The organism is Pseudomonas lini, assembly GCF_964063345.1.
GTDB lineage: Bacteria > Pseudomonadota > Gammaproteobacteria > Pseudomonadales > Pseudomonadaceae > Aquipseudomonas > Aquipseudomonas lini_B.
This window is the reverse complement of sequence record NZ_OZ061318.1, coordinates 336,639-350,901: the sequence shown is the minus strand read 5'-3', so window position 1 is coordinate 350,901 and position 14,263 is coordinate 336,639. Positions and strand designations below refer to the sequence as shown.

Annotated in this window: 12 protein-coding genes; 4 read left to right on the top strand and 8 right to left on the bottom strand. The window is 59.5% G+C overall.

Translation table 11 applies throughout. The features are described from left to right. The first annotated feature begins 138 nt into the window (after positions 1-138). A complete protein-coding gene (locus AB3226_RS01555) occupies positions 139-5,046 on the top strand; it encodes an NAD-glutamate dehydrogenase (protein WP_367371730.1) in 4,908 nt (1,635 codons plus the stop codon). Between the two features lie 196 nt (positions 5,047-5,242). Here the strand turns inward: AB3226_RS01555 and AB3226_RS01550 are convergent, their stop codons facing one another. From AB3226_RS01550 to AB3226_RS01540, 3 genes are all read right to left on the bottom strand, one after another. After that, positions 5,243-5,659, bottom strand: coding sequence for a cupin domain-containing protein (locus AB3226_RS01550; RefSeq protein WP_367371729.1), 417 nt, complete (start codon positions 5,657-5,659; stop codon positions 5,243-5,245). A gap of 281 nt (positions 5,660-5,940) precedes the next feature. Continuing rightward, positions 5,941-6,234, bottom strand: coding sequence for an antibiotic biosynthesis monooxygenase family protein (locus AB3226_RS01545; RefSeq protein ID WP_367371728.1), 294 nt, complete (start codon positions 6,232-6,234; stop codon positions 5,941-5,943). A gap of 123 nt (positions 6,235-6,357) precedes the next feature. After that, entirely contained in the window at positions 6,358-7,791 is a 1,434-nt protein-coding gene (locus AB3226_RS01540) for a PLP-dependent aminotransferase family protein (RefSeq protein ID WP_367371727.1), read from the bottom strand. Between the two features lie 203 nt (positions 7,792-7,994). On the opposite strand from AB3226_RS01540, the gene AB3226_RS01535 reads away from it, so the two are divergent. Together AB3226_RS01535 and AB3226_RS01530 are read left to right on the top strand one after the other, a co-directional pair. Continuing rightward, positions 7,995-8,435: a carboxymuconolactone decarboxylase family protein gene (locus tag AB3226_RS01535; protein WP_367371726.1), complete on the top strand. Its 441-nt coding sequence runs from the start codon at positions 7,995-7,997 to the stop codon at positions 8,433-8,435. 108 nt (positions 8,436-8,543) lie between these two features. Beyond that, positions 8,544-9,524 carry a LysR family transcriptional regulator gene (locus tag AB3226_RS01530; RefSeq protein ID WP_367371725.1) on the top strand — a complete coding sequence of 327 codons (981 nt, stop codon included), beginning with the start codon at positions 8,544-8,546 and terminating at the stop codon, positions 9,522-9,524. A 127-nt stretch (positions 9,525-9,651) separates the two neighbouring features. On the opposite strand, the gene AB3226_RS01525 is transcribed toward AB3226_RS01530, so the two are convergent. From AB3226_RS01525 to AB3226_RS01510, 4 genes are all read right to left on the bottom strand, one after another. Continuing rightward, the gene (locus tag AB3226_RS01525; RefSeq protein WP_367371724.1) at positions 9,652-9,798 is read right to left on the bottom strand and encodes a hypothetical protein; all 147 of its coding nucleotides are present in this window, start codon (positions 9,796-9,798) and stop codon (positions 9,652-9,654) included. Between the two features lie 183 nt (positions 9,799-9,981). Further along, complete coding sequence (locus tag AB3226_RS01520; protein WP_367371723.1) at positions 9,982-10,740, bottom strand: metal-dependent hydrolase; 759 nt, start codon at positions 10,738-10,740, stop codon at positions 9,982-9,984. 3 nt (positions 10,741-10,743) lie between these two features. Then, a complete protein-coding gene (locus AB3226_RS01515) occupies positions 10,744-11,691 on the bottom strand; it encodes a fatty acid desaturase (protein ID WP_367371722.1) in 948 nt (315 codons plus the stop codon). Then, on the bottom strand, positions 11,628-12,422 hold the full coding sequence (locus tag AB3226_RS01510) for a hypothetical protein (RefSeq protein ID WP_367371721.1): 795 nt from the start codon (positions 12,420-12,422) through the stop codon (positions 11,628-11,630). Before AB3226_RS01510 ends, AB3226_RS01515 begins: the two co-directional genes overlap by 64 nt. Before the next feature lie 328 nt (positions 12,423-12,750). Between AB3226_RS01510 and AB3226_RS01505 the strand changes: the two genes are divergently transcribed. Then, positions 12,751-13,278, top strand: coding sequence for a GNAT family N-acetyltransferase (locus tag AB3226_RS01505; protein WP_367371720.1), 528 nt, complete (start codon positions 12,751-12,753; stop codon positions 13,276-13,278). 145 nt (positions 13,279-13,423) lie between these two features. On the opposite strand, the gene AB3226_RS01500 is transcribed toward AB3226_RS01505, so the two are convergent. Further along, complete coding sequence (locus AB3226_RS01500) at positions 13,424-14,116, bottom strand: aspartate/glutamate racemase family protein (protein WP_367371719.1); 693 nt, start codon at positions 14,114-14,116, stop codon at positions 13,424-13,426. Positions 14,117-14,263 lie beyond the last annotated feature (147 nt).

Sequence of the window (14,263 nt, the reverse complement as noted above, 5' to 3'; positions counted from 1 at the left end):
TGAGTGTCTCGTCCAGCTTCATCCACCTGTCATTCTGTTTCCTCTGCCCGAGAATCAGGAACAGGGTGACGGATTGCCCCGAAAGGGGTTTTGCACGCGACGCTTCCATCAATAACAAGCCCAAGCGGAGTACCACAGATGGCGTTCTTCACCGCAGCCAGCAAAGCCGACTTCCAGCACCAACTGCAAGCGGCACTGGCGCAGCACATCAGTGAACAGGCACTGCCACAAGTGGCGCTGTTCGCCGAACAATTTTTCGGCATTATTTCCCTGGACGAGCTGACCCAGCGTCGGCTGTCCGATCTCGCCGGCTGCACCCTTTCTGCGTGGCGCCTGCTTGAGCGCTTCGATCACGCGCATCCGCAAGTGCGCGTCTACAACCCCGATTACGAACGCCACGGCTGGCAGTCGACCCACACCGCGGTCGAAGTGCTGCACCACGACCTGCCGTTTCTGGTGGACTCGGTGCGTACCGAGCTGAACCGTCGCGGCTACAGCATCCATACCCTGCAAACCACTGTGCTGAGCGTGCGTCGCGGCAGCAAGGGCGAGCTGCTGGAAATCCTGCCGAAAGGCACCCAGGGCGAAGGCATTCTGCAAGAATCGCTGATGTACCTGGAAATCGACCGTTGCGCCAATACGGCCGAGCTGAATGTCCTGACCAAAGAGCTGGAGCAGGTTCTCGGCGAAGTCCGCGTCGCGGTCGCCGATTTCGAACCGATGAAAGCCAAGGTCCAGGAGCTGATCGAAGGCATCGACAACAGCCAGTTCATCATCAATGCCGACGAAAAATCCGAAATCAAGAGCTTCCTGGAATGGCTGGTGGGCAACCACTTCACGTTCCTGGGCTACGAAGAATTCGTGGTGGGCGAAGATCAGAACGGCGGTCACATCGAATATGACCAGACTTCGTTCCTCGGCCTGACCAAACTGCTGCGCGCCGGCCTGACCGTCGATGATCTGCGCATCGAAGACTACGCCGTCAATTACCTGCGTGAACCAACGCCACTGTCGTTCGCCAAGGCTGCACACCCAAGCCGCGTACACCGTCCGGCGTACCCGGATTACGTGTCGATCCGCCAGATCGATGCCAATGGCAAAGTCGTTAAAGAATGCCGCTTCATGGGCCTGTACACCTCCTCGGTGTATGGCGAAAGCGTGCGGGTCATTCCTTACATCCGTCGCAAGGTCGAGATCATCGAACAGCGTTCGGGCTTCCAGGCCAAGGCTCACTTGGGCAAGGAATTGGCCCAGGTGCTTGAAGTGTTGCCGCGCGATGACTTGTTCCAGACCCCGGTGGACGAGTTGTTCACCACCGTGATGTCGATCGTGCAGATCCAGGAACGCAACAAGATCCGCGTGTTCCTGCGCAAAGACCCGTACGGCCGCTTCTGCTACTGCCTGGCCTACGTGCCGCGTGACATCTACTCCACCGAAGTGCGCCAGAAGATCCAGCAAGTGCTGATGGATCGCCTGAAAGCCTCGGACTGCGAGTTCTGGACCTTCTTCTCCGAGTCCGTGCTGGCCCGTGTGCAACTGATTCTGCGCGTCGATCCGAAGAACCGTCTGGACATCGACCCGGTTCTGTTGGAAAAAGAAGTGGTGCAGGCCTGCCGCAGCTGGCAGGACGACTACGCGAGCCTGGTGGTCGAGAGCTTCGGCGAAGCCCAGGGCACCAACGTGTTGGCCGACTTCCCGAAAGGCTTCCCGGCCGGTTACCGCGAGCGTTTCGCAGCCCACTCGGCTGTGGTCGACATGCAACACCTGCTGAGCCTGAGCGAAAAAAATCCGCTGGTCATGAGCTTCTATCAGCCATTGGCCCAGGTCTCCGGTCAGCGCATGCTGCACTGCAAGCTGTATCACGCCGATACGCCGCTGGCGTTGTCCGACGTGTTGCCGATCCTGGAAAACCTCGGCCTGCGCGTGCTGGGTGAGTTCCCGTATCGCCTGCGTCACAACAATGGCCGCGAATTCTGGATTCACGATTTCGCGTTCACCGCCGCCGAAGGCCTGGAACTCGACATCCAGCAACTCAACGACACCTTGCAGGACGCCTTCGTCCACATCGTGCGTGGCGATGCCGAGAACGATGCATTCAACCGCCTGGTGCTGACCGCCGGCCTGCCATGGCGCGATGTGGCGCTGCTGCGTGCTTACGCCCGTTACATGAAGCAGATCCGCCTGGGCTTCGACCTGGGTTACATCGCCAGCACCCTGAACAACCACACCGACATCGCTCGCGAGTTGACCCGGTTGTTCAAGACCCGTTTCTACCTGGCGCGCAAGCTGACCGGCGACGATCTGGAAGATAAGCAACAACGTCTGGAACACGCGATTCTGGCAGCACTGGACGATGTTCAGGTGCTGAACGAAGACCGCATCCTGCGTCGTTACCTGGACCTGATCAAAGCGACCCTGCGGACCAACTTCTACCAGACCGACGCCAACGGTCAGAACAAGTCCTACTTCAGCTTCAAGTTCAACCCGCACCAGATTCCAGAGCTGCCGAAGCCGGTTCCGAAGTTCGAAATCTTCGTTTACTCGCCTCGCGTTGAAGGCGTGCACCTGCGCTTTGGCAACGTTGCACGTGGTGGTCTGCGCTGGTCCGACCGTGAAGAAGACTTCCGTACCGAAGTCCTTGGCCTGGTAAAAGCCCAGCAAGTGAAGAACTCGGTCATCGTGCCGGTGGGTGCGAAGGGCGGCTTCCTGCCGCGTCGCCTGCCACTGGGCGGCAGCCGTGACGAGATCGCGGCCGAGGGCATCGCCTGCTACCGCATCTTCATCTCGGGCCTGTTGGACATCACCGACAACCTGAAAGACGGCGCGCTGGTACCGCCGGCCAACGTCGTGCGTCATGACGACGATGACCCGTACCTGGTAGTGGCGGCGGACAAAGGCACTGCGACCTTCTCCGACATCGCCAACGGTATCGCCATCGATTACGGTTTCTGGCTCGGCGACGCCTTTGCATCCGGCGGCTCGGCCGGTTACGACCACAAGAAAATGGGCATTACCGCCAAGGGCGCGTGGGTCGGCGTACAACGCCACTTCCGTGAGCGCGGCATCAATGTTCAGGAAGACAGCATCACTGTGGTCGGCGTCGGCGACATGGCCGGTGACGTGTTCGGTAACGGCTTGCTGATGTCCGACAAGCTGCAACTGGTCGCTGCCTTCAACCACCTGCACATCTTCATCGACCCGAACCCTGCGCCTGCCAACAGCTTCGCCGAGCGTCAACGTCTGTTCGACTTGCCGCGTTCGGCGTGGTCGGACTATGACACCAGCATCATGTCCGAAGGTGGCGGGATCTTCTCGCGCAGCGCAAAAAGCATCGCGATTTCCCCGCAGATGAAAGAGCGTTTCGACATTCAGGCTGACAAGCTGACTCCAACCGAACTGCTCAATGCCTTGCTCAAGGCACCGGTAGACCTGTTGTGGAACGGCGGTATCGGTACGTACGTGAAAGCCAGCACCGAAAGCCACGCCGATGTCGGCGACAAGGCTAACGATGCACTGCGCGTGAACGGCAACGAACTGCGCTGCAAAGTCGTGGGCGAGGGCGGTAACCTCGGTATGACTCAGCTGGGTCGTGTCGAATTCGGCCTCAATGGCGGCGGCTCCAACACCGACTTCATCGACAACGCCGGTGGTGTGGACTGCTCCGACCACGAAGTGAACATCAAGATCCTGCTGAACGAAGTGGTACACGCAGGTGACATGACCGACAAGCAACGTAACCAGTTGCTGGCGAGCATGACCGACGAAGTCGGCAACCTGGTGCTTGGCAACAACTACAAGCAGACTCAGGCCCTGTCCCTGGCGGCACGCCGTGCCTTCGTGCGGATTGCTGAATACAAGCGCCTGATGAACGATCTGGAAGGCCGCGGCAAGCTGGATCGCGCCATCGAGTTCCTGCCGGCTGAAGAAGCGATCAACGAACGCCTCGCGGAAGGCCACGGCCTGACCCGTGCCGAGCTGTCGGTGCTGATCTCCTACAGCAAGATCGACCTCAAGGAAGCGCTGCTCAACTCCTTGGTGCCGGACGACGATTACCTGACCCGCGACATGGAAACCGCTTTCCCGCCGACGCTGGTCAGCAAGTTCTCCGCTGCCATGCGCCGTCACCGTCTGAAGCGCGAAATTGTCAGCACCCAGATCGCCAACGATCTGGTAAACCACATGGGCATCACTTTCGTTCAACGACTCAAAGAGTCGACCGGCATGAGCCCGGCGAACGTGGCCGGTGCTTATGTGATCGTGCGTGACATCTTCCATCTCCCACACTGGTTCCGTCAGATCGAAGCCCTGGACTACCAGGTCTCCGCTGATGTGCAACTGGAGCTGATGGACGAGTTGATGCGTCTGGGCCGTCGCGCTACGCGCTGGTTCCTGCGCAGCCGTCGCAACGAGCAGAACGCTGCCCGTGACGTCGCGCACTTCGGCCCGCATCTGGCAGCGTTGGGTCTCAAGCTCGACGAACTGCTGGAAGGCCCGACTCGCGAAGGCTGGCAGACCCGCTACCAGGCTTACGTCGCTGCTGGCGTGCCTGAGTTGCTGGCGCGCATGGTTGCAGGCACCACTCACCTGTACACCTTGCTGCCGATCATCGAAGCTTCGGACGTGACCGGCCAGAACGCAGCGGACGTGGCCAAGGCCTACTTCGCCGTGGGCAGCGCGCTGGACATCACCTGGTACCTGCAACAGATCAGCGCTCTGCCGGTTGAAAACAACTGGCAGGCCCTGGCCCGTGAAGCGTTCCGTGATGACGTCGACTGGCAACAACGTGCGATCACCATCTCCGTCCTGCAACAGGGCGACGGCACCCAGGACGTGGAAACACGCCTGGCGCTGTGGATGGAAGAGCACGAAGGCATGATCGAACGCTGGCGCGCCATGCTGGTGGAAATCCGTGCCGCCAGCGGCACTGACTACGCCATGTACGCGGTGGCCAACCGCGAACTGCTGGACCTGGCGTTAAGCGGTCAAGCGGTGGTGCCTGCCACTGCGACTGCCGCTGTCAGCACCGAGCTGGAACCGGCTGCCTGATAGGCGTTGAATGAAAAAGCCCCGTCTCGAAAGAGATGGGGCTTTTTTTTTGTCTGGGATTTGCAGCAGCTGGGCGGGCCTCTTCGCGGGCAAGCCCGCTCCCACAGGTATTGTGGGTGACTCAGGATTTGAGCACGACACGGACACTGTGGGAGCGGGCTTGCCCGCGATGAGGCCGTCAGCATCACCTCGGTGATCAGTTTTCCAAAGGAATCAACACTTTCTCATCCGGAGCCAACACCATGAACACCAACAGCTTCGCGGTTTGGGTGGCGCTGGCATTCTTCGAGACCAGATGTTCAGAACCGGCCGGTTCGTACCAGAACTCGCCGGCCTTGTAGGTGATCGCTTTTTCACCTTTGACTTGCGAAATGATCTCCCCCGAAAGCACATAGGCCATGGCCGTGCCCTGATGTTTATGGGCGATGGACGATTGGCCCGGCTGGTAATCGACTTCGATCATCAAGGCTTTTTTGCCGGGTGCGTTCTTCAGCATCTGGTCCTGCAGGACGGTGACTTTTTCTGAAGCTGCGGTGTCGTGGGCGAATGCCGGGGCTGAAACGCTCAGCGTCAGGGCGGCGAAAGGAGCAGCAAAAAAACGAAGCGCATTCATGGTTGATTACCTGAGGTGGTGAGTCGTCAGGGACCACAGTAAGCCGCGCTATCGGGCAATCAAACGGCCAATTTTCGGGAAGGTGAGGGGACCAATCACAGAGTGCGCAGAGCTAAAGGGTGATGAACTGTGGCGAGGGAGCTTGCTCCCGCTGGGTTGCGCAGCGGCCCCAAAACCGGTGGACGCGCAGGACCAGGCAGACTGCGTTCGCCGGATTTACGTCTGCTGCGCCCGAGCGCGGACCGGACGGCGGGAGCAAGCTCTCTCGCCACAGATGTTTGTCAGACGATTGGAAAGCTGTTGAAGTCGACGGCATTCGCCAGTCGGCTGTCGATCAGGCCGATAAAGCCTTGCACTTCGGGGCAGTTGAAATGCGAGTGCATGGCCGCTTCCGATTGCCAGCGGGCGCTGACCGTCCAGCGGGTGTCGTCCTCGGGGCAGCGGTCGACCATATAGGAGTCACAGCCCGGTAGTTCGCGCAGGGTGTCGACAATCTTTTGCAGTTGCTTACCCAGTTCGTCCGAGCGGCCGGCGGCAGCCTGCACCTTTACGGTGTTGATCACTTCGTTGGACATTGCTCACACTCCTGAATCAGGCCGGACGAATCCTGCTCATTGAGGGATAACGCCCAATCAGGATAGGCCTGCACCCCCAGACCGCCAATAGCCAATCGCCAGATAAAGCCGCAGACCAATCCCTCAGCCGAGCTGCTGCAAAATGTCTCTTAAGCGGTCCAGGGCGATGTCGATGTCCAGGGTTTCGATCGCGCCGAACCCCAGGAAAAGCCCGGCCCGCGGCGTTTGCTGGTAAAAAAAACTGTCCAGGGCATAGAGTCCCACTTCGACTTTTTTTGCCAATTCGATCACCAATGGAATATCGACCGGCACCTTGCACAGCACCGCCATGTGGAACCCGGCCGTGGTCGGCACTGCCTCAAACCACGGCGAAAGGTCACCCGCCATGCGCGCCAGGATCCGTTCACGGCGTCCGGCGTAAATCGTATGGCTGCGTCGGATGTGCTTGAGTAGACAACCCTCGGCGATGAACTTGGCGAGCGCCCATTGGGGCAGGGTGGAGGTATGCAGGTCGGTAAGCTGCTTGGCACGGATCACCGCTTCGAGAATCGCCGGCGGCAAAATCGCGTACCCAAGCCGCAACTCCGGCAACAGGGTCTTCGAGAAAGTACCGACGTAGGCGACGATGCCGCGCTCATCCAGGCTTTGCAGCGAGTCGGTGGGCCGGCCTTCGTAGCGGAATTCGCTGTCGTAATCGTCTTCGATAATGATCGCCCCCAGCTCATAGGCCCTTGCGAGCAGGGCTTCGCGGCGGGACTGGCTCATAGGCATGCCCAAAGGGAACTGGTGGGACGGGGTGACGTAAATCAGCCGGGTGCCATCGGGAATGTGCTCGACCTGAATGCCTTGCGCATCCACCGGCACGCCGACCACCGTCGCGCCATGGCTCCCGAATAACAGGCGCGCCGGCGGGTAGCCGGGATCTTCCATGGCAACGAGGCTGCCCGGTTGGGTCAGGACCCGGGAAATCAGGTCCAGCGCCTGTTGCGCGCCGTTGCACACCACCACGTCTTCGTCCTGGCAATTGACCCCACGCGAGAACGCGATGTGCCGTGCGATGGCATTGCGAAGCGCCGGCAGGCCTTCGGGCAGGCTATAGAAACCTTTGGAACCGGCGATCTGGCGCAAGGCATGGGAAGTGCAACGGCGCCAATCGTCCTGCGGAAACTGGCCCTTGCTGGTGGCGCCACCGATGAACTCGTAACGCAGCGAGCCTTCCAGCGTCGGGTGGCGCAAGAATGTCGGCAGGCTGCGCCAGCGTTCGATGACATCAAAGCTCGCCAGCTCCGAATGGCTCTGTTTGCGAACGATTTTTGCCGGCCGGGCATTGACGTAAGTGCCTTTGCCGATCACCCCGGTAAGGAAGTTTTCGTAGGTGAGTTGCGCATACGTGTCGGAAATGGTTTTGCGTGAGATCCCCAGTTGTTCGGCCAGCAAGCGGCTGGGCGGCAGCTGCGCCCCGGCCGCCAGACGGCCGGATTCAATGGCGTCGCGCAGTTGCCGGTACAACTGGCCTGCCAGGTCCTTGCGGCCGTTGATGACAACATGAAGTTCCATACCGGCGGGGCTCCTGGGGCGGTTGAGGCGACTGTGCGTCGCGCCAGATTACCCGCATGAATGGCTGCACAGAAGTTGCGTGGGCGAAAAACCTGCGATTGGCCTGCTGCGGCGGTCCATGGTTTTTTCGACGAATTGGACCTGTCACGCCCAGGGATCAGGCTCTACCTTGGAGTCATCTATCCGATCCATGAGGTCGCCCCATGAACCCCCGTCTGGATTACTACAGCGCATCCCCCAAAGCGATGAAAGCCATGATCGCCATGGAGGCCTTGACCCGCGACCTGAGCATTGAACCGGCCTTGTTGAACCTGATCAAAATCCGCGCCTCGCAGCTCAATGGCTGCGCCTTCTGCACCGACATGCACTCGGTGGATGCGCGCCGCTTCGGCGAGAGCGATCGCCGGTTGTATGCGATCGTGGTCTGGCGCGACAGCAGCTTCTTCAACCCTCGCGAGCGCGCTGCCCTGGCCTGGACCGAAGCGGTAACCCTGCTCTCGGAAAGCCACGTGCCGGATGACGTTTACGCACTGGCCCGGGAGCAGTTCAGCGAAGGTGAACTGGTCGACCTGACGATGGCCGTCAGCACCATCAACAGCTGGAATCGCCTGGCGGTGAGCTTTCGGCAAACGCCCAGCGGTTAATTCAAGCGCTTACAGACAGGTGACTCAATTTTTGCCCGATTGTCATATCAGGTTCATGAACAGTCAGCAGGATAAAACGCTCAAGGACAGATCGACAGGGAGTCATCAATGTCATTCATGGAATCCACCTCGCGCCAGGGGATGGCCGAGTACCGCTGGCCCGCAGAACAGCGCGAATCCCTGCACTCGCGGGTAGCCGGCATTGATCCGGTGCTGGTGCAGTCGTTCATGGTCAGCGCCCGTTGCGGCTGTTTCATGCAAGCGGCCCGCAGCCTCAACATCAAGTCGACTCAATTGCGTAAACAATTGGCGCAACTTGAAGCGCAATTGCAGTGTTCGCTGTTCAGCCATTCGGGCAATGGCTTTGCCCTCAGTCGTGACGGCTTGCAGCTTCAGGCGCAGTTGATTGCCCTGGCCCGTGAACGCGACTTGCCAGTGATCGAACAACCCTTGATTCGCCTGGCCGTGGCGGAGTCAATCCTGCACGACATCCTCGGCCGTGATCTGGTCTCGCTGCTGCGGCGCAACGCCAGTGTGCGCCTGGACATCATTTCCCTGGACAGCGAACTGTCCCTGCGGGCGATCAGTGCCGATGTGGTGGTGTGGCTGGCCGGCACCGATTCGCCGTTGCCAGGCCCCAGTTTCGCTATCAGTGAGCCCCAGCGTCTGGCGCGGCTGGACTATATGCCGCACATCGCCAAACGGTATTCACGGGTCGCGGCGCGGCCGGACAGCCTGGGTGACCTGGCCGATTTCATGCTGGTGCAATGGCAGCACGATCGCCAGGTCACCGCTTTCGGCCCATGGAACAGTTTGGTGGAGCAGCGCCTGGCGGGGATGGTGCAGCTGCATTCCTATGAGCTGATGCTGGAGATGATCCGTTGCAGCGCCTGCATCGGTTTGTTGCCGCACTACATGAGCCAATTCGACCGGGCGCTGGTGGCATTGCCCGGGCTTTTCAAGCAACCGATGCAGCGCCAGGTGTGGATGGCGGTCAATGTCGACTCCCGGAATGAGGCCGGGGTGCAGGGGATCGTCGAGCTGATTCACAACACGTTCAACGAGCGGCGGGAATGGTTTGAAGGCTAGCCACTGTTCAAATGTGAGAGCGAGCCTGCTCGCGATGGGACCATCACATTCGACATCAATGTCGACTGTGCAGGTCGCCTTTAACGAGCAAGCCCGTCCCCACGCTCTGCGTGGAACATGGGAACGATCAATCTCCTTGTCTATCCGCTTGGATATCGGCCGGTGTGGTGGTGAAGGCAGGCGCCGCATGACTGTGCACTGTCTGGGCACCGACACCACAACTTGCGAAAAGCGCCATCAGGCTGAATCCAGCGACGCGAAGCAAACCTTTCATAGAAATTTCCTCATTTTCCGAAGGTGACATTCAGTCCGGCCAATAACGTCGTTGCTCAAGTCGAAAGTCCAGGTGGCGGTGTACGACTCCAGTGCTGGATAGTCGATTGGTATGCTTTTTACTCTAGCAGGTGGTTGTCGCGTCAACCGTCCAGCCATGCCGCTCTTTTATCGAGCTGTCCCCTTAGCTTTTTTTCAGCGGAAGAAAGTAGGCGGCCCATCTGATTGCCATCAACGCCAGATTGGCGCCATCGCGCAACAGCAAGCTACCCGCGGCACGCCGTACTTCCTTCGAGCTGACGCGGCCACGGGCGATGTCGAAGCGGGCAAAACTGTGCATGTGACGAATGACATCGAACGCCATGAGCCCCGATGCTGCCAGGAAAAAGAAAATCCGCTGCCAATAGGGTATGCCCAGCGACCGCACCAGGTCCGTGGTGACGTGCTGGTGCGCCACTTCTTCAGCGCAATGCCATCGCCACAGGCGGGTCTGTGGAGACTCCTTGACCGAGAGCAAGCCGCTCTTACGCAAGGCGGCAGCGGACATGACAGCCGTCACGTGCTCGAACGCGGCAGCCAATGCCAATTGCGCATTGAGTGACAATTTCGACTGAAGAGCCTCGAGATCTTTTTCGATCATGTGCTCGAACTTCTTGACTTCAAACCCCTGGTTTTCCAGTTGCTGGTTGTACAGCCTGTGCGCTCGCTGGTGGGCTCGTTCCTCTGCCACGAAGCTGCGCGAATGTTCGGCAAGCGCCGACGTTTGTTGCAGCCGCAACGCAGATGACTCCACCACCGAAATCACGAATTGCTCACCGGCAGGAAGCAGTACCGAACAGGCATCGAACAGATAGGTTTTGATCGATGTGTCGTTCCAGAATGGCTTGAAGACAATGGCCTCGGCAGTCTTTGCGCGCCGCTGTTCGATAGGTGCGTCTGTCATGGCTTACTTCCAGAGTCGGGGACCGAGTCGCATCCAGGTTGCAAGAAAGGTGGGCAGGTCCGTCACGCCGCCGGGCTTGCTTTTGGCCAGAGCCCTCGATTGAGCGTACGCATGGAACCAGCGGGTCGCCGGCGCGTGGTGGTGAATGCGGTGCAGCGAGCGATTCAGGATGAGCCAGGACAGAGGCCTTGGCAGGTATAAATCCGTCGTGATGTCTGCGGGTGCGCGGCGCGAGCCTTGAGCCGAGATCGGCACGCCATAGTGCTCGGCCTGCGTCAGCCAGAAATCCATCCAGGCAAAAAGGCAATACGGGAGCAGATAGGCGCACACGACTTGTCGAGGCACCTCATAGATGCCTGACCCCAGCACTGCAACGAAAGCGACGATCAAGGCATTGTTCCAGCGCCAGCGCCAGACCGCGCGAGGGGGCGTGTAGCGTCGGGAAATAATATTGGTGGTGACGGTCACCCATAGTTGCTCCGCTGCACCCAGCAGGCTGATCAGGCGTGTCCGCCATGTCTGTTCGTACATCAGCCCTTCGGGATCATCGGCCTGGCAGGTTTTGCGGTGGTGTTCGAGGTGAAAGTAGCGGTAGCCCACGAAGTTGGCGGCGAAAATGGCGGCCGCGAACACACCCACTGCATCATTGAGACGCGTGCCAACGAGGAACTGACGATGCACAGCCTGATGCTTGATCTCCTGAAGACCAATCATCAGGATCGCCTGGAGCACCATCAGCGGAACAACGGGCAGCCATCCGAACCTCTCATGCGCAGTCAGCCAGGCGATCGCGGTCGTATTCAAGACGCACAGGGCCATGAACAGATAGCTGGGCAGGTTGGAGCGCGAGCCAGCATCGACGTGCTGCGCTTTTGTCAGAGAGGCGTTCACAAGCACACGGAGCACAGTTTTTTCATGCGCTGCAGCCAAGGCAGCGGAACTCTCTTCCATATGAAGGAAAGGCCGGAGAGTGGCACTTTACCTACGATCAGCACGCCGACATCCAGCGAAGGCTCATGCGGGAAATAGTTGTCGTTGATGGCGACAATCTTGCGAAAGCCTTTTTTGAAGTAAAACCGCAGTTGTGGATCCAGCGGCAGGCCCTTGCGTTCACCTCGCACATACTGCGCTACTGGAAGATCAGGATTCTGCGAGGCCCAATGACGAAGACCCGGGACCGGCGAGCCAAGATAGATGTCTGACCATCCCGCCTTCAGCGCATGGGGCCAGAAGAACTCGAAAATCGCTTGCACCGCTTTCGGATCAACACTGCTCAGGCTGATGCCAAACAGCACACCGGTTTTTGCGGACTCCTCGCCGTCCTGTTTTCTTGCGCAGTCTGCCCATGTCGGGCACTTGCGTATGGTGTCGTGACGGGTAGGTTTCATGAACAACGACGCCAGCGCAGTCCCCGTGCGAGTGCAAAAAGCGCCGATACTCAATGCAGGGAAAGAGGCGATCCGTGACGCCAGCATGGAGGCCTCGGCGCGCTGATCGCTTTCCCATTTCCTTTGCTCAAGTTCAAGCACCGAGGGAATGTCAGCTGGCGATAGAAATCGAACGTTGATCTCAACATCGTTAGTGGGGCAGTAAGCCCCCACTTCATTTCTGCCAGCGTAACGATCAGGGATCTTTGCAATCCCGTTTTTCAAGGAGGCTTCCATCTCGGCAACAGTCAACATTACGTATTCGGCTCACAGATTGAAGGGGCGAGAAATCAATCCGAGTTACTGTATTGCGCTTGTGTGAACGTCTGATGATGGGGCCGCAATGACTGACCCCCGCTCATTTGTGGCGAGGGGGCTGCCCCCGTTGGGCTGCGCAGCAGCCTCAAAACCATTCAACCCGGTTTTATCTGATAAATCGCATTTACCGGGTTTACGACTGCTACGCAGCCCAACGGGGGCAGCCCCCTCGCCACAGGTGGATACACCTTCAATTGTTATCGCCACTCATGGGGATCGCGGTTTAGAGTGATCGGCCACACACCGATCAAGGACGAACACCGCCATGCCTGACCATGACCCCGCCATTCACCTCGAACGCTTCAGCGAACACCACATCGAGGGCATCACCGCGCTCTACAATGACCCGGCCGTGGCCCGGCAGGTGCTGCAAATGCCGTTTCAGTCCACCGAGGTCTGGCGCCAACGCCTGATGGCGGACAACGAACGCGCGGTGAAACTGGTGGCGCTGCACCAGGGATCGGTCATCGGCAATATTGGCCTGGAACAGTTTTCGCGAATCCGCCGCAGCCACGCCGGCAGCTTCGGCATGGGTGTCGCCGTGGCTTGGCAGGGCAAAGGCGTCGGTTCGAAACTGCTGGCAGCAGCGCTGGACATCGCCGACAACTGGATGAACCTGCAACGGGTCGAGCTTTCGGTGTACGCCGACAACGAAGCAGCCATCGGCCTGTACCAGAAATTCGGCTTTGAAACCGAAGGTCTGTTTCGTGATTACGCCGTGCGTGACGGTCGGCTGGTCGATACCCTGAGCATGGCGCGCCTGCGTCGCACGCCCGAGGCCCAATGCCGGTAAGTCACGAAATCTGAGCGACGAAAATCCTGTGGGAGCGTGGCTTGCCCGCGAAGAACGATGACGCGGAATACCTGAAAAACCGCGGTGCATTCTTCGCGGGCAAGTCGGATCGCCGCACCGCTCGCTCCTACAGGTTCTGCGCGAGTCAGTCGCCCAATGCGAACGCCACCGCCGCCCGCGCATGCAGTTCGGTGGTGTCGAGCAAGGGCAGGGCGCTGTGCTCGGGTTTGATCAGCAGGCCTATTTCGGTACAGCCGAGGATGATCGCCTGGGCGCCGCGTTCGGTCAGCGATTCGATCACCCGTTGATAGACCTGGCGTGACGCCTCGCTGATTACCCCGACACACAACTCGTCATAGATGATCTGGTGCACGGCTTGGCGCTCCTCGGCGTCCGGCACCAGCACCGTCAGGCCCTTGGCCGTCAGATGCTCCTTGATAAAGTCCTGTTCCATGGTGAATGCAGTCCCCAGCAAACCCACTCGCAGCGCGCCGACGTCCAGTGCCGCTTGGCCGGCCGGATCGGCAATGTGCAGGAACGGAATATCGATCGCTGCCTGTATCTGCCCGGCCACCTTGTGCATGGTGTTGGTACACAGCACCACGCACTCGGCGCCACCCGCCTGCAGACGCTGGGCCGCATCCACCAGAATCGCCGCCGCATCGTCCCAGCGCCCGGCATGCTGGGCCTGTTCTACAGGGCCGAAGTCGACGCTGTACATCAGCAATTTCGCCGAACGCAACGGCCCCAGGCGATCGCGTACCTGCTGGTTGATGAGACGGTAATATTCGGCGCTGGACTCCCAGCTCATGCCGCCGATAAGGCCGATGGTGTGCATTGGATTTCCTCAGGCTATGGCCTGTGTTGATAGGTCAGGCCTGAAGGGAGTTTCCGTTTGTCCAACGGCCGATACCAGCGAAAATCAACTGTACCGTTCATCTTTCGGTGAAGTGTCATGGTGCTTTTCATCTACCGAGCCTCTGTA

Coding starts and splice junctions, on each gene's coding strand:
- AB3226_RS01555 (WP_367371730.1), top strand. CDS start 139: ATGGCGTTCTTCACCGCAGCCAGCAAAGCCGACTTCCAGCACCAACTG.
- AB3226_RS01550 (WP_367371729.1), bottom strand. CDS start 5,659: ATGAATGCGCTTCGTTTTTTTGCTGCTCCTTTCGCCGCCCTGACGCTG.
- AB3226_RS01545 (WP_367371728.1), bottom strand. CDS start 6,234: ATGTCCAACGAAGTGATCAACACCGTAAAGGTGCAGGCTGCCGCCGGC.
- AB3226_RS01540 (WP_367371727.1), bottom strand. CDS start 7,791: ATGGAACTTCATGTTGTCATCAACGGCCGCAAGGACCTGGCAGGCCAG.
- AB3226_RS01535 (WP_367371726.1), top strand. CDS start 7,995: ATGAACCCCCGTCTGGATTACTACAGCGCATCCCCCAAAGCGATGAAA.
- AB3226_RS01530 (WP_367371725.1), top strand. CDS start 8,544: ATGTCATTCATGGAATCCACCTCGCGCCAGGGGATGGCCGAGTACCGC.
- AB3226_RS01525 (WP_367371724.1), bottom strand. CDS start 9,798: ATGAAAGGTTTGCTTCGCGTCGCTGGATTCAGCCTGATGGCGCTTTTC.
- AB3226_RS01520 (WP_367371723.1), bottom strand. CDS start 10,740: ATGACAGACGCACCTATCGAACAGCGGCGCGCAAAGACTGCCGAGGCC.
- AB3226_RS01515 (WP_367371722.1), bottom strand. CDS start 11,691: ATGGAAGAGAGTTCCGCTGCCTTGGCTGCAGCGCATGAAAAAACTGTG.
- AB3226_RS01510 (WP_367371721.1), bottom strand. CDS start 12,422: ATGTTGACTGTTGCCGAGATGGAAGCCTCCTTGAAAAACGGGATTGCA.
- AB3226_RS01505 (WP_367371720.1), top strand. CDS start 12,751: ATGCCTGACCATGACCCCGCCATTCACCTCGAACGCTTCAGCGAACAC.
- AB3226_RS01500 (WP_367371719.1), bottom strand. CDS start 14,116: ATGCACACCATCGGCCTTATCGGCGGCATGAGCTGGGAGTCCAGCGCC.